The organism is Streptococcus sp. Marseille-Q7087, assembly GCF_965111935.1.
The window spans coordinates 369,426-388,657 of sequence record NZ_CBCOPJ010000001.1 but is presented as its reverse complement, the minus strand read 5'-3'; the positions used below and the strand labels follow the sequence as shown (position 1 = coordinate 388,657).

At 40.0% G+C, this 19,232-nt stretch carries 16 protein-coding genes and 1 other RNA gene; 3 read left to right on the top strand and 14 right to left on the bottom strand.

Translation table 11 applies throughout. From position 1 onward, the window contains the following. Positions 1-79: 79 nt before the first annotated feature. The 12 genes from fni to ACWPVF_RS01985 form a co-directional block, all read right to left on the bottom strand. Positions 80-1,081 carry a type 2 isopentenyl-diphosphate Delta-isomerase gene (gene fni, locus ACWPVF_RS02040; protein WP_454384387.1) on the bottom strand — a complete coding sequence of 334 codons (1,002 nt, stop codon included), beginning with the start codon at positions 1,079-1,081 and terminating at the stop codon, positions 80-82. Next, the gene (locus ACWPVF_RS02035) at positions 1,059-2,072 is read right to left on the bottom strand and encodes a phosphomevalonate kinase (RefSeq protein WP_454384385.1); all 1,014 of its coding nucleotides are present in this window, start codon (positions 2,070-2,072) and stop codon (positions 1,059-1,061) included. Before ACWPVF_RS02035 ends, fni begins: the two co-directional genes overlap by 23 nt. Further along, complete coding sequence (gene mvaD, locus ACWPVF_RS02030) at positions 2,059-3,012, bottom strand: diphosphomevalonate decarboxylase (protein ID WP_454384383.1); 954 nt, start codon at positions 3,010-3,012, stop codon at positions 2,059-2,061. The genes ACWPVF_RS02035 and mvaD overlap by 14 nt, the downstream gene beginning before the upstream one ends. After that, the gene (gene mvk / locus ACWPVF_RS02025) at positions 2,994-3,872 is read right to left on the bottom strand and encodes a mevalonate kinase (protein WP_454384381.1); all 879 of its coding nucleotides are present in this window, start codon (positions 3,870-3,872) and stop codon (positions 2,994-2,996) included. The genes mvaD and mvk overlap by 19 nt, the downstream gene beginning before the upstream one ends. 122 nt (positions 3,873-3,994) lie before the next feature. Next, positions 3,995-4,999, bottom strand: a complete 1,005-nt coding sequence (cbpJ, locus tag ACWPVF_RS02020; RefSeq protein WP_454384379.1) for a choline-binding protein CbpJ — start codon at positions 4,997-4,999, stop codon at positions 3,995-3,997. A gap of 95 nt (positions 5,000-5,094) precedes the next feature. After that, entirely contained in the window at positions 5,095-5,784 is a 690-nt protein-coding gene (locus tag ACWPVF_RS02015; protein WP_045614362.1) for a response regulator transcription factor, read from the bottom strand. 11 nt (positions 5,785-5,795) lie between these two features. Further along, the gene (gene gndA / locus ACWPVF_RS02010) at positions 5,796-7,220 is read right to left on the bottom strand and encodes an NADP-dependent phosphogluconate dehydrogenase (protein ID WP_045614364.1); all 1,425 of its coding nucleotides are present in this window, start codon (positions 7,218-7,220) and stop codon (positions 5,796-5,798) included. Positions 7,221-7,295: 75 nt separating this feature from the next. Continuing rightward, the gene (gene mapZ / locus ACWPVF_RS02005) at positions 7,296-8,738 is read right to left on the bottom strand and encodes a cell division site-positioning protein MapZ (RefSeq protein ID WP_454384376.1); all 1,443 of its coding nucleotides are present in this window, start codon (positions 8,736-8,738) and stop codon (positions 7,296-7,298) included. Then, positions 8,731-9,909: a THUMP domain-containing class I SAM-dependent RNA methyltransferase gene (locus ACWPVF_RS02000; RefSeq protein ID WP_045614370.1), complete on the bottom strand. Its 1,179-nt coding sequence runs from the start codon at positions 9,907-9,909 to the stop codon at positions 8,731-8,733. Before ACWPVF_RS02000 ends, mapZ begins: the two co-directional genes overlap by 8 nt. Before the next feature lie 83 nt (positions 9,910-9,992). After that, positions 9,993-10,374, bottom strand: an RNA gene (gene rnpB, locus ACWPVF_RS01995) — RNase P RNA component class B. 18 nt (positions 10,375-10,392) lie between these two features. Continuing rightward, a complete protein-coding gene (gene gpsB, locus ACWPVF_RS01990) occupies positions 10,393-10,722 on the bottom strand; it encodes a cell division regulator GpsB (RefSeq protein WP_045614373.1) in 330 nt (109 codons plus the stop codon). A gap of 69 nt (positions 10,723-10,791) precedes the next feature. After that, positions 10,792-11,319 (bottom strand): DUF1273 domain-containing protein, encoded by a 528-nt coding sequence (locus tag ACWPVF_RS01985; RefSeq protein ID WP_414307278.1) that lies wholly within the window; start codon positions 11,317-11,319, stop codon positions 10,792-10,794. 67 nt (positions 11,320-11,386) lie between these two features. Between ACWPVF_RS01985 and recU the strand changes: the two genes are divergently transcribed. Both recU and pbp1a read left to right on the top strand, forming a co-directional pair. Further along, positions 11,387-11,983 carry a Holliday junction resolvase RecU gene (gene recU, locus ACWPVF_RS01980; RefSeq protein WP_414307279.1) on the top strand — a complete coding sequence of 199 codons (597 nt, stop codon included), beginning with the start codon at positions 11,387-11,389 and terminating at the stop codon, positions 11,981-11,983. Then, the gene (pbp1a, locus tag ACWPVF_RS01975; protein WP_454384373.1) at positions 11,980-14,142 is read left to right on the top strand and encodes a penicillin-binding protein PBP1A; all 2,163 of its coding nucleotides are present in this window, start codon (positions 11,980-11,982) and stop codon (positions 14,140-14,142) included. Before recU ends, pbp1a begins: the two co-directional genes overlap by 4 nt. Positions 14,143-14,220: 78 nt before the next feature. Here the strand turns inward: pbp1a and ACWPVF_RS01970 are convergent, their stop codons facing one another. Beyond that, complete coding sequence (locus ACWPVF_RS01970; RefSeq protein ID WP_454384371.1) at positions 14,221-16,203, bottom strand: peptide ABC transporter substrate-binding protein; 1,983 nt, start codon at positions 16,201-16,203, stop codon at positions 14,221-14,223. A gap of 205 nt (positions 16,204-16,408) precedes the next feature. Between ACWPVF_RS01970 and ACWPVF_RS01965 the strand changes: the two genes are divergently transcribed. Beyond that, the gene (locus ACWPVF_RS01965) at positions 16,409-16,891 is read left to right on the top strand and encodes an S-ribosylhomocysteine lyase (RefSeq protein ID WP_004251981.1); all 483 of its coding nucleotides are present in this window, start codon (positions 16,409-16,411) and stop codon (positions 16,889-16,891) included. Between the two features lie 58 nt (positions 16,892-16,949). Here the strand turns inward: ACWPVF_RS01965 and ACWPVF_RS01960 are convergent, their stop codons facing one another. After that, entirely contained in the window at positions 16,950-19,052 is a 2,103-nt protein-coding gene (locus ACWPVF_RS01960; protein ID WP_454384369.1) for an AAA family ATPase, read from the bottom strand. Between the last annotated feature and the right edge of the window lie 180 nt (positions 19,053-19,232).

Here is a 19,232-nt window from a genome sequence, read left to right as displayed (position 1 = left end):
ATTTTATTGTATCACAAAACCAAAATGTCACATCAGTCTGAGGAATGATAAAAAGACCGGGACCAAAATCCCGACCTCCTTATAGTTGCTCTTTTGCTTCTTTTAATTTTCCATAAAGGAGATAGTCGACCTCTTGTAAATCCTCAATTTTTGAACAATTAAGGGCGCACATAATCAAGCGTAGGTCTTCTTTCCAACTCTCAACAATAGAAATAACGACATCCACTGGGTAGTTTTCAACCAACTCTAACATGGTGCGTGAAAGCCCAACTGCTTTGGCTCCAAAGACCAAGCATTTGATGATGTCTAGTGGATTGCGAACACCTCCACTTACCAGAAGCTCCATCTTATCTTTCCAGTCTTGGGCATTGATAAGAGCCTGCATAGTCGATTGCCCCCAATCATTGAGGTAGTCCCGTTGACCGCTACGACGATTTTCGATATAGGCAAAACTAGTCCCCCCACGGCCAGACAAATCAACCGTACGTATCCCCATTTCGTACGCCTTAGCAATAGTCTTCACATCCATGCCAAAGCCGACTTCTTTTAAAACAAGGGGAACTGAGATTTGCTCAGCATAATCTTTCAGATTATTTTGCCACAATCTAAATTGACGCTCACCTTCTGGCATGAGCAGTTCCTGCATAACATTCACATGAACTTGTAAGAGAAGAGGATTCATCTCTTTTACCGTTTGTATCCCCAATTCAACAGGCTTATCTAAGCCAATATTGGTTCCAAGTAGAAGGTTAGGGTGACTAGTTTTGACAGAGAAAGAGTCATCCGATGGATCCTTAAGAGCAGCACTGTAAGAACCTGTCACAAATAAAATCCCACAGGCCTCTGCCACCTGGGCTAATTTTTGATTGATTTCTCTGCCCCGATCACTCCCACCTGTCATGGCGTTAATATAAAAAGGAAAATCCCATTTTCGCCCTGCAAATTCTGTCGAAAGATCAATTTCATCTAAGTCATATAAGGGTAGTGAAGAATGAATCAGTTCAACTTCATCAAAACTATTATAAGTACTGTTTTGTTCAAGGGCATAGCGGATGTGTTCATCCTTCCGATTTGTCGTCATGTCCCATCCTTTCTTGATACAAGAGCTCAATTCCTAAATCAGCCCATCGTTTTTTCAGTAGTGTGGTCGAATCTTGGTCAAAGCTAAGTGCTATCCCACAGTCTCCTCCACCAGCACCACTGCTTTTAGCGACAGCTTTTAAGTCTTGACTGGCATTTTTTAATTGCCTTAGCAAAGGTGTGTAAATATCTGAACTCAAGCCTTCTAAAAGTTGGCTGGCTCGTTCCAGCAAGTCAATAATGGTTTCTTCTTGACCTACCTCCAAAGCCTTTACCAAGTTAGCTACTGTTTCTTTTGAAGCCTGTAAAAAGCTAGAGTTCATATTTTCCTTGATTTGCTTGACCATATGACTTGATACAGCCACTTCCTTGGTCCAACCAACCAGAAAATCAAATTTCAACGCTGGTTCAACACTCCTAATAGAAAAGCCCCAGTCACGTGCTAATACAACCTGCAAGTTTTCTTTTTCTAGCCAATCTGCCACTTTCTCGCGGTCAAATGACTGATAGAGGACGAGGTCTTCTGATACGATACAGGCAATGTCCCCCATGGAGCCATTGTCTCCACGTTTAAGAAGTACAGCACTCGCCAATTTAAACAAGAGTTCTCTGTCAGCTAATCTTTCATAGAAGGCAAGCATGGCCTTGATAACCAAGACAACTACACTACCACTAGAACCTAGGCCAAACTTCTTGCCCTCACGCTCCATTTTCCCACGAATCTCTAAAGAAAAAGGATGCAGTTCAACTCCTTGGGCAGTTAGATACTCCTCCACCAAGGCAACTGTTTCTTGAATCAAGGTATAAGAAGAATCCGGTCGCAAGTCTACACTATAGGAAAACATATCTGAGTAGAGTCTATAATCATTAGACGCTTTAATCTCAGCCGTCATATAGATGGGAATAGCCTTGATTAAGGCTAATTGACCTGGTTCTAAAATGGCATACTCCCCAGCCCAATAGAGCTTCCCACAAGTTTTAACAATCGTCATCTTGGCTCAAATCCTTTGTTTTTGAAACGATTAAGCGATAGCGTTGACTTAAAAGTTCTGATAAGTGTTCCAAGTCTTTTTCTAAACAAAGAACCTTTACATTAGGCCCTGCATCCATGGTAAAGTAGCAAGATTCTCCTTGTTCTCTAAGCTGACGAACAAAATCCATAGCCTCATAACTAGCATCTGTCAGATAAGAGAATGATGGAGTGGCTGTCTTTGTCGTAGCGTGCATAGCCAAGGCGTTCTTCTCTGTCAATTCTCCAACTTTCTTAAAGTCATTTTCCTTGAGGTAGACCAACATATCCTTGTAATCTTGTTCAGATTGACGAATCCACTCATCAAAAGTCGTAGAAGTTTCCACGCAGAGCTTCATCCCATCTCGACTGGAAATTGGTTTTTTCTGGTCTTCCAAGACCAACATAATCATAGCTAGTTTCAAGTCAGTTTCGACAGGATAAATCTCTCCACTATCCTTGTCCCAGGCTGCCAAGGGGCCATAAAAACTACGAGATGAAGAACCCGATGCAAATTTAGCTTCCAAGGCCAATTCTCTGCGATTCAGCCCAAGTTGGAAATATGCGTTACAAGCTTTGACCAAGGCAGATAAACCACTGGAACTTGAAGAAAGGCCTGCTGCTGTTGGCATATTGTTCTTAGTATCGATACGAACAAACCCTGCTCCTTCAGGACGGTAGCGGTCAATGATTTTACGCATCTTGGTATGCTCAGCTTCGTTTTGCAACTGACCATTGATGTAAAAGGCATCCGCCTTTGCATCTGCTGGTAAAGGAGAAAGTGTCGTCTCCGTATACATATTTTCTAAAGTCAGAGAGATACTGCTAGTCGCAGGAACCATCTCTTTTTCTGCCTTCTTTCCCCAATATTTAATAATAGCAATATTGGCATAGGAACGTACTGTTACAGGCTTTCGATCCATGTCTGAACAGCTCCTTTCTCTTCTAATCTTTCAGCTAAATCTTGAGCTTGGTGATAGTCGGCTACTAAGGCTATGATACAGCCACCTAAACCACCACCACTCATCTTAGCACCTAAAGCTCCATGTTGAAGAGCAGTTTCCACCAAGGCATCAGCTTCAAGGCTACTAACTCCTATTTCTTTTAGATTTCCATGTGCTTTGGTTAGAATTTCTCCCAGCATCACGGCATCTCTTGCCTTTATTGCTTCTTCTGCTTGCCGGGTCAACTCTCCAAGTGCATACAAGAAAGGTAAAGCTTCCTTACCCTTGCTCTCTACAACTTGGATAGCTTCACGAGTGTGTCCATAGACTCCTGTATCTGCAATGACCAGATAAGCCGACAAGTCCATGGCTAGTTCTTCAAAACCAACATTCTTGATAAAACGAATAGGCTGGTCACTAAGACAGGTCTTAGCATCCAATCCACTAGGATTCATATGGGCAATCATCTCAGCGCGATTGACCAGAATTTCTAACACATCGTGTGGAAGTTCTGCTTGGTAATAATCAAATACCGCGCGAATAGCCGCAATACTAATGGCTGCCGAAGAACCCATTCCACGTTTTTCTGGAATAGCAGAGTCAATTCGGCAACGGATGTAAGCATCTTTGATATTCAGATACTCTAGGGAAGCATAAACTGCCATGGACAAGGTGTCCTCTTCAAAAAGACGCCATGGTGTCCCTGCTGGAACCACCCGACAAGTCACCTCTACCTCTAAAAGAGGCAAAGAGATGGCTGGATAGCCGTAAACGACTGCATGCTCTCCTATTAAAATAATTTTACTATGTGCCTGACCGACACCAACTTCTTTTGTCATTTAATCCTACTATCAGACGAAAAGCGTCTGTTTCTAGATAAAATTTTAGAACTTTATTCCTTTCTATTTTATTATATTTTCACAAAAAAAGCGATTGTTTCCTTCACAATCGCTTGTTTTCATTACTGAACCCACTCACCATTATAGTTGACGTAGTAGCCGTCTACTGTAGTATTCACAGCCAAGGCACCTGAACTATAGGCATAGTACCATTTACCGTTAACTTGGAACCATCCAGTCTTCATATCGCCATCACTTACGTTGAGGTAGTACCAAGTTGAACCATCTTGAAGCCAGCCTGTCGCCATAGCTCCTGATGAACGGAGGTAATACCAATAGCCATTGATGGAAACCCAACCTGTTTTCATATCCCCATTTTCAGCGTCAAGATAATACCAAGTGGAACCTTCTTGGTACCAGCCAGTTGCCATAGCTCCTGATGAACGAAGATAGTACCACTTGTTACCAAGGTATTGCCAACCAGTTTGCAATGCAGCGGTTGTTGGATCTAGATAGTACCAAGTTGAATCATCGTTTATCCAACCTGCACGTCTTTCACCACCAATATAGTTTTCTCCATTAATTTCCGTTTTAGCTAGATAATACCAATTAGACTGGTCATAAAGCCAACCTGTCTCTAAAGAATGATTTTGATTAAAGTAATAGTTCGTGTAAAAACTCTTCTCTTCTTTATCTTCCGGATTTGTACGTTTTTCACCATACTTTCTTCCAACACTGTCTTTAGTTTTAATCTCTAATGCTTTCCAACCAACAAACTCTTGTAGCACTCCATTTTTATCGAAGTAGTACCACTCTGACTTTGGAAAACCTTCTAATCTGATACCATTTGGGTAAGGTCCAATTGTACTACCTTTAGATGGAAACGGTATATATTGCCAGCCGACAACCATCTCTCCAGATAAAGGATCAAAATAATAGTACTTACCATCAATCACTCGCCAGTAGGTTTCTTTGAGTTCCCCCTTCTTGTAGTAGGTTCTACCATTTTCTTGGACAAATTGCCAACCTTCTGAATCAACATCGTTCGCAAATACCTTACTTGTTGCTAACAAAACAAAAAAGAATACTGCCAAACCGACTTGCATCATTTTTTTCAAAAATTTCATTCTTGTTTCCTCCAAAATGATTGTAGCAAAGATCAAATCATATGTCAACATTTCAACGACTCAAAAAAAGCAGTTACAAAACTGCAACTGCTTTTCTATTCTTGCATGGTGTAACCAACACCACGCACGGTTTTAATGTAGCTCTTTTGACCTTTTACGTCAAGCTTGCTACGTAGATAACGGATATAAACATCCACGATATTGGTTTCGGTCGCACTCTCATACTTCCAAACACTTTCCAGCAACTGCTCACGAGTTAAAACCTTCTTGCTTCCCATAAGGGTAGCCAAAAGGTCATATTCACGACGAGTCAGGGCAATCATCTCCTCGCCACGGTAGACGGTATGATGTTCTACGTCCATACGCAGATTGCGATAGGATGTTGGAACCTTCATCTGACTACAGTGTTGGTCGATAAAGTCCCGACCTCGGAAAATTGCTGCAATACGAGCCACCAAATCATCGATAATGACTGGCTTGTAGATATATGAAACAGCGAAACGCTGGATTGTTTCAACTTGATCTTGCAATTCTTCTCGATGGTCCAAGACCATGATAACCGAAGCTGGCTTGGTCCGACTCAACTTATCTGCAAAATCCTGGGCTGTCATATCCCCTAGATGAGCATTCAGTAAAATCAAGTCATAGTCTGTCTGAAGAGCCATGGAGAGGGCTTTTTGTCCCTCTTCTACCTGATCAACTCGGTATTGCTCTTTTTGGAGTTCCAGACTTAAAAAATGAGCTAGATTTCTTTCTTTCTCAAGTAATAAAATCCGTTTCCCCATGGCTGACCTACTTATTTTTCGTCATACCAAGAGTAGTGGAATGTTCCTTCTTTGTCTTTACGTTGGTATGTGTGGGCACCAAAGTAATCACGCTGTGCTTGGATCAAGTTCGCTGGAAGATCAGCTGAACGGTAGCTATCGAAGTATGTAATTGCCGCTGAGAAGGTTGGTACTGGTACACCTGCTTGAACAGCAAGAGCTACGATATCACGAACTGATTGTTGGTACTTAGCTGTTACATCCAAGAAGTACTCATCCAAAAGAAGGTTAGCAAGATCTGCATCACGGTTGTAAGCATCTGTGATCTTTTGCAAGAAACGAGAACGGATGATACATCCATCGCGCCAGATAGATGCGATGTCCGCAAATGGCAAGTTCCAGTTGTTTTCTTTAGAAGCTACACGCAATTGGGCAAAACCTTGTGCGTAAGAGATGATTTTTGAGAAGTAAAGGGCTTGACGGATTTTTTCAATCAACTCAGCCTTGTCTCCTTCAAATTTGAAAGCTGCTGGTTTTGGAAGCACCTTGCTAGCGTGTACACGTTCTTCTTTATAAGTTGAAATGTAGCGCGCAAATACTGACTCAGTAATGAGTGACAATGGCACACCAAGGTCAAGAGCTGATTGGCTAGTCCATTTACCAGTTCCTTTGTTTCCTGCAGCATCCAAGATATAGTCTACGATTGGTCCGTCTTGGCCTTCGTCGTCTTTGCGTCCAAGGATATCAGCTGTAATTTCAATCAAGTAGCTGTCCAATTCACCCTTGTTCCACTCAGTAAAGATTTCAGCCATGTCTTCTGCAGAAAGACCAAGCAAGTGTTGCATAAGATCGTAGCTTTCTGCGATCAATTGCATATCACCGTACTCGATCCCATTGTGAACCATTTTTACATAGTGACCAGCTCCATCAGGACCGATGTAAGTTACACAAGGTTTACCATCTTCTGGAGCTTTTGCAGAGATTTCTTCAAGAACATCAGCCACTAATTCATAAGCTTCTTTTTGTCCACCAGGCATGATAGAAGGACCTTCAAGGGCACCCTTTTCACCACCAGAAACACCTGTACCGATGAAGTTGATACCAGAGTTCGCTAACTCTTCGTTACGACGGATAGTATCTTTGTAGAACGTGTTTCCTCCGTCAATCAAGATATCGCCTTTATCCAAGTGTGGAAGAAGGGCTTGGATGGTCGCATCTGTACCAGGTCCTGCTTGAACCATGAGCATGATACGACGTGGTTTTTCGATTGAGTTTACGAAGCTTTCGATATCATAGCTTGGCACAAAGTTCTTTTCAGGATGGCAAGCAACAACATCTTCTGTTTTTTCTTTACTACGGTTATAAATCGCAACTGTATAACCACGAGATTCAATATTAAGGGCAAGGTTACGACCCATTACGGCCATACCAACAACACCAAAGTTTGCTTTTGTCATGTGACACTCCTCTTATTTAATATGTTTTATTTTATCATGTTTATCTGTGAAAAGAAAGAATTTTATAACAATTGACTAGTAGTCCAAATCATCCGCATGGCCAGAACCGTTCCCTACAAAGTAACCTGTCTTACAGTTCAGAGTGAAGAGATAAGTTCCATCTGGTTTGTAAAGGTTGTAATAACCATTACCATTAACGATATTTACAGGTTCTAAAATGTATTGGTTACCCGTGATATAGCCACGCGCACGTGATGTCTCGAGAATTCTTTCAAGGACACCATCAGCAAATGTCCAGGCTGCATTACTACTATCTTTGACAACTGATTGATTATACGGTACACGACTAACGCCTCTTTGCAAATTAACGCCTTCGCTTGACAGACCACCATTAGTAGATGCAGCAGTATCACCTACTGAAGTAGAGGAACTGCTTTCTGTAGTTGGACTTGAATCTTCCTGGCTAGCAACTGTTGTTGTAGCTGTACTTGTTATACTTGCTAATTGACTCTTACCAAGGCTGATTGCTTTATCTAAAAGTTTATCAATTTCTGTATTACCAGTCTTAATATCTGTAAATTTCGCATCTGTTTTGATTTTCGCATTTGTATCCAAGACACCATCTGTAATAGCTGGAGTTTCAAATTGAGAATTCACTTCTTGGATTGCTTTTATCTGAGTTTCCAAGCTATCATATTTTGATTTGACTAGAGTATATTCTCTAGCTCCCTCAAGTTTATCTAGAAGTTCCTTCAACTGATTCAGTTGACTAAACTGGCTATTTTTAAGAGCCGTTTTGTTTTCATCGGTATAGAATGTATCGTAGAGAGTATTAAATTGTTCCAAAACTGACTGATTACTTACCAGACCTGAATCTGCCGCTTGCGTTTGAATTTCATGAGAAGAACGAGAAATTTGTCGATAAACGTAATAGGAACCTCCAAAAATCAAGAGGAAGACTAAAATAATGGCTGAAAGGATTGCCAATTTTTTCTTACTTTTTGGCTTCTCAACAGGCTGAGCAGAACGAGACAAGGGTTGTAGTTGTTCTTTATTTTCTTCATTAACTACTGCGACTTGAAAGTTATCGAACTCAGCTGTTTCAACAGCTTCCAATTCATCCTTAAAAGGCTGCTCTAGAACTCTTGTTTCTTCAGCATCAACATCTTGAGCTACAATCTCCGTGGTCTCTGCAGCTACTGCATCTGCAATTGTTTCCTCTTCTGAACTTGATGTATTTTCTTGTTCAGTCGTTTCTCTCACCTCCTGGATCATCTCATCCAAGCTTTGAGTTGTTTGGTCCTTTTTGGTTTGTAAATTTTCAAACTTATCAGCTTCGATTTCTTCACGGTGTTGTTTGATATATTTGTCTAAAACCGTGTCATCTGGAGTTACACCTGCTTCAACTTCTTCGTTCTTACGAATGGCCTGACCAACCGTTAAATCTTTAGCTTCTTCAAATTCAAATTTAGATTCTTGCTCATCCTTATGATGGTGGTTACGTTTTTTCTTACTCATCTGTTTTCCTTTCTGATTTGACATCTTGCCTTTTCACACGTTGACCAAAATATTGATATAAATCAACTTTCAAGGTACCGTTATAGAGTTTCCGTTTTTTATCTGCCTGACTCCCATATTTACTTTCAAAAGCTTCATCACTAGTCAGGATAAATTTACTCCATGTTTTTAGCGGGGCAAATACTTCTCCCATCTCAGCATAGAGCTTAGTTACTCCTGCATCATCTGACAAGCGTTCTCCGTACGGTGGGTTCGAAACAATAACTCCATTGATCTTGTCCGTTCGCAAATCCTGAACGCGCATCTGTTTAAAGAGGATGTCCTTAGAAACTCCTGCTACCTGAGCATTTGCCTTCGCAATTTCTACCATGCGGCCATCAATATCGCAGCCCATGATATCTAGTTCAATCTCACGATTAATTTTTTTACTTGCTTCTGTGCGGACTTCTTGAATCAAACGGTCACTAATCCAGTTCCAATCCTCAAAAGCAAAGGAACGGCGCAAGCCTGGTGCCATATTACGAGCAATCATAGCCGCTTCGATACAGAAGGTTCCAGAACCACAGGTTGGATCAATCAGAGGTTTATCTGGATACCAGTTAGACAATTGCAAAATAGCCGCCGCCATGTTTTCCTTGATTGGAGCACCACCCTTTTCTGTTCGATACCCACGTTTGAAAAGACTAGAGCCACTTGTATCAATCATAACAGTCGCTACATCCTTCAAAATGGAAACTTCAATCTTGAACTCAGGACCATTCTCCATCAGGGGAACACCTTCTGGTCGTGCATAGTGTTTTTGTAGTTTCTTAACAACTGCCTTTTTAGAAATAGCTTGGACACTAGGTTCGTTATGAAGTTTTGATTTGACACACTTAGCCTTAGAAATCGGGAAACGTGCTCCGAGCGGAAGATAGTTTTCCCAATCAAGAGCGAACACTCCTTGAAAAAGTTCTTCAAATGTTTTTGCAGGAAAAGTTCCAACAACAATCTTAATCCTATCTGCAGCTCGTAGCCACAAATTACTTTCAATGATTGTCTTCACATCTCCTTCAAAGCGAACGCGACCATTCTCAACTTGGCAGTCATAGCCCAGTGCACGCACTTCTCGACCTACCACCGCCTCTAAGCCTGCCGCAGCAGTCGCAATTAAATTAAATGTTTGTTTCATGTCAGTCTTTAAAGACCTTTCTCTTGTTCACTTTTAAAAAATGAGGTTGAGAAAGATTTCTCAGCCCCAACCTATATGCAATTTTCTATAAGCCATGTTTTGTTCCAGAAGCGACTAGGACCACTTCCTTCGATAATCATCTGTCTACCACTAACAGCCAAAAGCCACTAGTGGTCAGAGTACTACGTTCGTTTCCGTGTACTCCATGCCCCGACCAAAATTTGGGTTGCTAGCTTGAGGGGTTTACCGCGTTCCACTCTTTCTGTTTCCAGAAAGACTACGTCACTGTGGCACTTTCAGAGCTACTAAAACATATCCGAAAACTTAGTCTCTTCACTCGCCGTAACGATTTCTCGTCCCTAGGCTTATGGTTTCGCCTAGCACAAACACTACAGGCATCACAGCCTGTGCTAGCATGGACTTTCCTCATGAAAAGATAAACTTTCCACGCGATTATCCAAAAATTGCACAACTGTATGATTCTTAAAAATCAGAGTTTTCTACGATCTGTTTGCCAAATACTTCTTTTTCAAGACGATTCAAACGCTTCAAGATATCAAAGTTGGTCATAGAAGTTGTACTTCCTAAATCCACAGATTCAGTAGTCACAGATGTTGCCTGAGGTCTCTTTGACAATTCTTCTTTTAACTCTGCAATTTCTAATCGTAGTGATTTCACGAGAGCTGCATAGGTTTCATAATCTTTGATGACATCATCTAAAAATTCATCCACCTCTGCTTTACTATATCCGCGTACTTCTCTTCCAAAATCTTGTTCAAAAATATCCTTTGCTGTAAAAATAATACTCGCCATGTTTCTCTCCGTTTTCAGTTACTAGTATTATTATATAAAAAAAGGCAAACAAAAAGCAAGGTCAAAGCCTCAATTTTCGGAAAAATTTTCGGCTACTTCGTTTAAATCCTCAAATGTTAATATTTTTGTAATATAGTTGTCTTTCTTTTTCATCTGTTCGTAAAAAAATCCCAGTTTTGTTTCATTTTCTTCGTCATAAAAAAGGTAGGCACCATCTGTATTTTCGAGCAAAAAAATCTGATAATCTCTCAATTGACCTTTATGCTCATAAGCAGGGTAAGCATACTTAATAAAATCAACCTGTTTAAAATCACTTAATTTAACTTGATTGGTCTCATTCCAATTTGATCCATGTGTTTCAAAGTCAAAAATAGTCGCTAGTTGAAATCCATAGTCCTCTTTAATCTCCTTAGCAACTTCTAAAACCCAATGTTCAAATCCAAGAGTCCCCGTAAACACTAGCCATTTCAATCCTTCTTCAGCTAATCTTTCCAAGTCTCTACGGATAGCTTTTTTGATGATTTTTAAACGGATATCCTTTTCATTAAACAATCCCAAATCAAAAGCTGAGTATCCCAAAACCAAGGCTGTATGCATTTTTTCACCCTTTCTAAAGACCTTTGTGGTATAATAGAGTGATGTTATTGTACCAATAAGGAGGATTATGGTCAACTATCCACATAAACTTTCATCTAAATCAAGCAAAACTTCCCTACCTCAAACTAAAAATTTCGCAAATCGAGGAATGAGTTTTGAAAAGATGATCAACGCTACGAACGACTACTATCTCTCACACGGAATGGCAGTCATTCATAAAAAGCCAACCCCGATTCAAATTGTACGAGTTGACTATCCTCAGCGGAGTCGAGCTAAAATTGTCGAAGCCTACTTTAGACAGGCATCAACAACTGACTACTCGGGTGTTTATGAAGGATTTTATATCGATTTCGAAGCCAAGGAAACCAAACAAAAAAAAGCTTTTCCGATGAAAAACTTTCATTCTCATCAGATTCAGCATATGGAACAGGTCCTTGAACAAAAAGGAATTTGCTTCGTCTTAATCCATTTTTCTTCTTATCAGGAAACGTATTTATTACCGGCAATTGACCTCATCCGTTTTTATCGTCAGGATATGGGGAAAAAATCAATGCCGCTTGATTATATTCGAGAACACGGTTATGTGATTGAACAACAAGCCTTTCCTCAAATACCTTTTCTCGATATCGTCAAAAAACATTTACTAGGTGGTAAAACAATATGAATAAACAACTAATTTTGCGTATTGCTAAATATCTAGGAATCGGTTTCTTAGCTGCCTTTCTTGCTTCGATACTGATTGGTGGAAGTATCTTCTTCTACTATGTATCTAAAGCACCCGAACTTTCTGAAAGCAAACTAGTCGCAACAACTTCAAGTAAAATCTACGATAATAAAAATGAATTAATTGCGGACTTGGGAGCGGAGCGTCGTGTGAATGCTCAAAGTAGTGAAATCCCTACAGACCTTGTTAATGCAATTGTCTCTATTGAAGACCATCGCTTTTTCAACCACAGAGGGATTGATAGTATCCGTATCATAGGTGCTTTCTTACGAAACCTTCGAAGCAACGGTCTTCAAGGTGGTTCAACCTTGACTCAGCAGTTAATTAAATTAACATATTTCTCAACATCTTCGTCAGATCAAACAATCTCACGTAAAGCTCAGGAAGCTTGGTTAGCCATTCAATTAGAGAGAACAGCTACTAAACAAGAAATTTTGACATATTACATCAATAAAGTATATATGTCAAACGGTAATTATGGCATGCAGACTGCAGCGCAAAATTACTATGGTAAAGATTTAAAAGACCTATCAATACCACAACTTGCTCTTCTAGCTGGAATGCCACAGGCACCAAACCAGTACGACCCTTATTCTCATCCAGAAGAAGCCACTGAACGTCGTAATCTAGTCCTATCAGAGATGCAAAAACAAGGTTATCTAACTGCAGAGCAATACGAAACTGCTATAAATACACCAATCACTGATGGTTTACAAAGTCTTAAAGGAAGCAACTCCTATCCTCCATACTTAGACAATTACCTCAAAGAAGTGATTGAACAAGTCGAAACAGAGACAGGCTACAACCTTTTAACTACTGGAATGGATGTCTACACCAACGTAGACCAAGATGTTCAAAAACGACTCTGGGATGTTTACAATACTAACGAATATGTCGAGTACCCAGACGATGATTTTCAAGCAGCTTCTACTATTATTGATGTATCAAATGGTAAGGTTATTGCTCAACTCGGCTCTCGCCACCAAGCTAGTAACGTATCTTTCGGTATTAACCAAGCTGTTGAAACTAACCGTGACTGGGGTTCTACCATGAAACCAATCACAGACTATGCCCCCGCATTAGAGTATGACATTTATGACTCTACTGCCTACATGCTCAAGGATGTACCATATAACTTCCCAGGCACCAGCACTCCAGTCTACAACTGGGATCGTGGCTATTATGGTAACATCACTCTTCAAACTGCTATCCAACAATCTCGTAACGTACCAGCAGTTGAAACTCTCGATAGAGTTGGACTCGATAAAGCCAAAAAATTCTTAAACGGACTTGGCATTGATTATCCAACCATGGTATATGCAAACGCAATTTCAAGTAATACGACTGAATCAGGTAAACAGTACGGTGCAAGTAGTGAAAAAATGGCTGCCGCCTATGCTGCATTTGCTAACGGTGGTATCTATCACAAACCAATGTATATCAATAAAATTGTCTTTAGCGACGGTAGTTCAAAAGAGTTTTCTGATCAAGGTACTCGTGCTATGAAAGAAACAACAGCTTATATGATGACCGAGATGATGAAAACAGTACTCTATTATGGAAACGGTACTGGTGCTTACATTTCTTGGTTACCTCAAGCGGGTAAAACTGGTACATCAAACTATACTGATGCTGAAATTGAGAATCATATCAAAACCGATCAGTATGTCGCTCCTGATGAAATGTTTGTTGGCTATACACGTAAATACTCAATGGCAGTATGGACTGGTTACTCCAATCGATTGACACCAATTGTTGGTGACGGATTTAGAGTTGCTGGTAGCATCTATCGTTCAATGATGGAATATCTCGCTGAAAATGATCACCCTGGTGATTGGACAATGCCTGAAGGACTTTATAGAAGCGGTGATTACGTCTTTAAGAATGGTGCACGAAATAATTGGATAACCCAAACTCCCCAACAACCTATTACAGAAGTTTCAAACGTAACGACTGAAAGTCAAACCTCTGTCACTGAGACTACTGACTCTAACACCACCCAAAACCCTTCGACACCAAATACTAATCAAAATCATCAACAGAATCAGCCACCTCAACAAAATCCTCGACAAAATCAAAATCCACGAGGTCAACAATAATCACTAAATACCTAAGAGTAATTTTCTTAGGTATTTCTTTAACCAAAAAGTGGAGTTAATCACTAACTCCACCTTCTTTTATTTTACATGGTTGGCAAGATCTTCTTGTGCTTTTTTATTAGATTCTTCTTTTTCTTTCTTCCATTTATCTTGAGCTTTTTGATATTCATCAGCAGTTACTGGTTTATCTTGAAGTTCAAGGTATTTGTACAAGAGAGGTTCAGTTGTTCCCTTGTTACCTGAGTAAGCAAATGGAAGCGTAAATGGTACCATCTTAGACAACATTGGACGTCCAGTTTGAGAAGCTGTTGGAATAATCAAAGCGCTATCTGTCAACCAAGCTTGGGCTGCAGCATATTTGTCATAACGTTTTGAAACGTCAGTGTTTTCGTTTCCGGCTTCAACAACCATCTTTTCGTAGTCTTCCAAACCAACTTGTTTGGCTGCTGCATTATTTGTACCTGCATCAAAGCCTAGGTAAGTCTTAGTATTTTCACCGACTGATGGTTTGATGATATCAAGGTAAGTAGATGGGTCTGCAAAGTCTGGAGTCCAACCAACGTTATCTGAAAGGTCCCAATCTTCCCCAGCAGCTGACTCAGCAAAGTAAGTGACATTCTGAACTTCATCTTTTTGAAGTTGTTGGATATCAACGACTACGTTATCAGTTCCTAATGTTGCTTCAAGTGATTGTTTCAATGATTGAACACGTTGTACTTTTGTAGTACTTGTTTGGTCTACCGGCATATCCAAGTGAATTGGGAATTGAACACCTTCTGCTTGGAGAGCTGTCTTAGCTTTAGCAAATTCTGCTTTTGCTTTTTCTGGACTGTAAAGACCGTCTTGAGCATCGTCTAGGTTAACATCTTTCCACTCGTCACCATAAGTCACCAATTTTTCCTTAACTAACTCACCAAAGTTTTTACCATCTGCTTGAACAAATGTTGGTGGTACGAACAAGTTACGAAGAAGTTTTGTTGCTCCACTTTCTCCATTGATTTGAGAAGTATAAGCTGTTCTATCAATACCGAAGGCAATCGCTTGACGGAAGTCTTTGTTAAGGAGAGCTTTCTTAGTTGAAGTTTTTTGCTCATCTGTAGTCTTAGAAGTATATTTATAAGACTGACGATCAATATTGGTACCAATTAAGTAAGTTGAAGAATCTTGTGGTGTATAAACGATATTGTCTTTAAACTCTTTTTCAGTTTCAGGATAACTTGCACTTGTTGGGAATAGACGAGCCGTTGAGAAACCACCAGCCTTAAAGGTTTCTGCAGGTTTGTTTGTATCTTGACCATCCCAGAATGATAGTTTTACTTTATCAATATGAACATTGTCCTTATCCCAGTAGTTTGGATTCTTTTCAAATTCTACTGAAGATTTAGCTACCAATGATTTCAACAAGAAAGGACCGTTGTAAAGAATACTGCTTGGATCAGTTGCTTTGGCAAAGTCACTTCCTTTAGAAGTAAGGAATTCTTCATTGACTGGTGCAAGAATACCCATGGTTGTCTTAGAGTTCCAGAAGCTTTCTGGTTTATTCAAAGTGTATTGAACAGTTTGATCATCAATTGCCTTGATTCCAACTTCTGAGAAGTCTTTTACTTCACCTTTGACATAAGCGTCAAGACCTTTAATGGATTCTTGAACAAGATAAAGGGCCTCTGACTTATTATCAGCTGCATATTTAAGACCTGTTACAAAGTCTTGAGCTTTCACAGGTGCATACTCTTCACCTTCAGAAGTGTACCACTTAGCATCTTTACGGATTTTATAAGTGTAAGTCAAACCATCTTGAGATACAGACCAGTCTTCTGCCATAGATGGCACGAAGTTTCCGTAACGGTCATTCTCCATCAAACCGTCAACCACATTACTTGTAATATTAGCAACCGCAGCCTTACCTGTTGTCAGATAGTTGAGGCTGTCTGGATCTGTTTCATAAACGTAAGAAAAAGTTTTCTCACCTTTTGCACTAGAGCCTGAACCCGAACAAGCTGCCAAAACACCTGACGCTAACAGAGTCACCCCTGCTAGGACCATTACTTTTGAAAATTTCATAATAAACTCCTTTATGACTTTTTATACATTATAATCCCTTTTTCGCCAAGTGTCAATACAATTTTCAGAATTTTTCCAATTGATTTGAAAATATTTTCTTCCTCTATTTCTAATATGAAAATCTTTTTAGGAAAAATTCTATTATAGCCGTTTATCAACTATATCTTTATGATATAATGAAAGAAGAAAGTTGAAAGGAAATACCATGTCAAAAGAAGTTATTGTTGAAAGTTTTGAACTAGATCATACGATTGTAAAAGCTCCTTATGTCCGCTTGATTGGAGAAGAGACTGGACCGAAAGGAGATATCATTTCTAACTTTGATATCCGCTTGGTTCAACCAAATGAGGACTCTATCCCTACTGCTGGACTTCATACTATTGAGCACCTCTTGGCTAAGTTAATCCGTACTCGCATCGACGGTATGATTGATTGTTCACCATTTGGTTGTCGTACAGGGTTCCATATGATTATGTGGGGACGTCATTCTAGCGCTGAAATCGCAGCTGTCATCAAGGATTCACTGAAGGAAATCGCTGAAACAACAACTTGGGAAGATGTCCCAGGAACAACTATTGAATCTTGTGGTAACTACAAGGATCATAGCCTTTTCTCTGCTAAGGAATGGGCAAAATTGATTCTCCAACAAGGAATCTCAGACGATGCCTTTGAACGTCATGTCATCTAATAATAAAAAAGAAACCAGCTTTTGAACTGGTTCCTTTTTTTATTTTCTAAATCTTGATTTAGTCTTTTTCACGAATGACCAAAACACCATCTTCCATGTCAGCTTCTAGGTGTTTAGCATCAAGATTATCCAAATGGAAGTCTGTTACTTTGTCACGGATTTGTTGTTCAACTACACGACGGAGTGGACGAACACCCATGACTTCATCATAACCTTCTTCAGTCATGTATTCTTTAGCTGCATCGCTCACTGCCAAGTCGATCTCTTTCTTGGCAAGTGTCTTATTGACATCAACCAACATCAAATCAACAATCTTAGAAAGGTCTTCCTTGCTCAAATGTGAGAATTCAATCACAGCGTTGAAACGATTGAGGAATTCTGGACGGAAGTAAGGTTTCAAACGATCCATCAATTCTGGTTTGTCCGCATCTTCTGTCAAGTTCGCTTCATAACCAAAGCCAGCATTTGAAGTTGCGATAATCACCGTATTCTTGAAGTTTACAGTGTTACCTTGACCGTCTGTCAAACGACCATCATCCAATACTTGAAGAAGAAGAGTAATCACTTGAGGGTCTGCCTTTTCAATCTCGTCAAGGAGGACAATTGAGTATGGATTACGGCGGACACGTTCAGTCAAGGTATTGTTATTATCATCGTAACCAACATAACCTGCTGTTGTACCAATCAATTTAGAAACGGCTGTACGATCGCTGTATTCTGACATATCCAAACGGATGATAGCATCCTTAGTTCCGAACATATCAAGAGCCAATTGTTTAGCCAACTCAGTCTTACCAACGCCAGTAGGTCCTACAAAGAGGAAGCTACCGATAGGACGGTTTCCTTCGTCAAATCCTGCTCGATTACGGCGGATCGCACGTGCTACTGCCTCAACAGCTTTATCTTGACCGATAACCTTAGTTTGCAAACGGTGGCCCATATCTTTCAAACGTTCAATATCAGTTGCACCCATTTGTGAAACAGGAATACCTGTCATACGTTCTACAGACTCAGCTACGTCATTAACAGTCGCTGTCACCTTGTGATCTTCAGTATGGTTGGCAATTTGTTTTTCAAGTTCTTCGATACGAATTTTTGCATTAAGGGCTGCTTCGTAATCTTCTTTAGCAGCTGCAGCTTCTTGTTTAGCTTTTTCTTCTTCAATTTCATGTTCCACAGCATGTACATCTGTCACTGGGTGTTGTGCTGCCAAGTGAGCAGCTGTCACATCGACCAAGTCGATAGCCTTATCTGGCAAGCTACGTTGTGGAATATATTGAACAGAATAATCAACAGCCGCTTTCAATACTTCATCTGGCAAGATAACATTGTGGTGTTGTTGATAAAGATCACGGATCCCTTGGAGAATCTTGAAAGTATCTTCAGCAGATGGTGCATTAACTTTTACTTCGTTGAAACGACGAGCAAGAGCAGCATTTTTCAAAATAGTGTTGCGATATTCATCTTGAGTTGTTGCCCCAATCACTGTCAATTCACCACGTGAAAGAGCTGGTTTCAAGATATCAGCAAGACCTTTAGATCCTTGACCATCCCCTGTGCTACCTGCACCAAGAATTTGGTGGATTTCATCGAAGAAGAGGATAATATTTCCAGCTTCTTTAACCTCGTTTACCAAGTTTTGAATGTTTTCTTCAAAGCTACCACGGTATTGAGTACCAGCTTCAAGTCCAGAAATATCAATTGAAATGATTTCCTTGTTCTTGATTGCTGCTGGAACGTCTCCATTCACAATAGCTTGAGCCAAACCTTCAACTACTGCTGTTTTACCAACACCAGCATCCCCGACAAGAACTGGGTTATTCTTTGTACGACGAGAAAGGATTTCAGATGTTTCTTGAATTTCCTTATTACGTCCAATAACCGGATCTAGCTTCCCTTCACGAGCTTCAGCAGTTAAATTACGTCCAAGTTTAGCAAGAATACCGTCTTGTTTCATACCTTTCCCTTGAACGTACTGAGCTTGATCACTTCCTTCGCTAGGAAGTTGACCTGTTTGACGGTAAATCGCGAATTCTTCTGGAGTTACTTCACGGCCGTTAATCAAGTAACGACGATTTTCAGAACTGTATCCACGCATACCACCCATCAATTGGTTAAATAAATCATCCATGTTGTTAAAATTATTAAAGTTGTTATTCATATTTCATACCTCGTTAAATTCAAAATTAGTTAGTCAAATCACTTTGACTTTCTCTGACCTTTGTTATAAAAAATTTAGACTAGCTATTTGCTACTCTACGTATAATTTCAGGTTTTTCTTTATCCAATACAAGTTTTGTAATTGGACTTCTAAAAATACTAATGTTAACCATAGGTTGTA

Bases quoted from the DNA above. Each gene is read 5' to 3' on its own strand.
- fni (WP_454384387.1), bottom strand. From the start codon at position 1,081: ATGACGACAAATCGGAAGGATGAACACATCCGCTATGCCCTTGAACAA.
- ACWPVF_RS02035 (WP_454384385.1), bottom strand. From the start codon at position 2,072: ATGACGATTGTTAAAACTTGTGGGAAGCTCTATTGGGCTGGGGAGTAT.
- mvaD (WP_454384383.1), bottom strand. From the start codon at position 3,012: ATGGATCGAAAGCCTGTAACAGTACGTTCCTATGCCAATATTGCTATT.
- mvk (WP_454384381.1), bottom strand. From the start codon at position 3,872: ATGACAAAAGAAGTTGGTGTCGGTCAGGCACATAGTAAAATTATTTTA.
- cbpJ (WP_454384379.1), bottom strand. From the start codon at position 4,999: ATGAAATTTTTGAAAAAAATGATGCAAGTCGGTTTGGCAGTATTCTTT.
- ACWPVF_RS02015 (WP_045614362.1), bottom strand. From the start codon at position 5,784: ATGGGGAAACGGATTTTATTACTTGAGAAAGAAAGAAATCTAGCTCAT.
- gndA (WP_045614364.1), bottom strand. From the start codon at position 7,220: ATGACAAAAGCAAACTTTGGTGTTGTTGGTATGGCCGTAATGGGTCGT.
- mapZ (WP_454384376.1), bottom strand. From the start codon at position 8,738: ATGAGTAAGAAAAAACGTAACCACCATCATAAGGATGAGCAAGAATCT.
- ACWPVF_RS02000 (WP_045614370.1), bottom strand. From the start codon at position 9,909: ATGAAACAAACATTTAATTTAATTGCGACTGCTGCGGCAGGCTTAGAG.
- gpsB (WP_045614373.1), bottom strand. From the start codon at position 10,722: ATGGCGAGTATTATTTTTACAGCAAAGGATATTTTTGAACAAGATTTT.
- ACWPVF_RS01985 (WP_414307278.1), bottom strand. From the start codon at position 11,319: ATGCATACAGCCTTGGTTTTGGGATACTCAGCTTTTGATTTGGGATTG.
- recU (WP_414307279.1), top strand. From the start codon at position 11,387: ATGGTCAACTATCCACATAAACTTTCATCTAAATCAAGCAAAACTTCC.
- pbp1a (WP_454384373.1), top strand. From the start codon at position 11,980: ATGAATAAACAACTAATTTTGCGTATTGCTAAATATCTAGGAATCGGT.
- ACWPVF_RS01970 (WP_454384371.1), bottom strand. From the start codon at position 16,203: ATGAAATTTTCAAAAGTAATGGTCCTAGCAGGGGTGACTCTGTTAGCG.
- ACWPVF_RS01965 (WP_004251981.1), top strand. From the start codon at position 16,409: ATGTCAAAAGAAGTTATTGTTGAAAGTTTTGAACTAGATCATACGATT.
- ACWPVF_RS01960 (WP_454384369.1), bottom strand. From the start codon at position 19,052: ATGAATAACAACTTTAATAATTTTAACAACATGGATGATTTATTTAAC.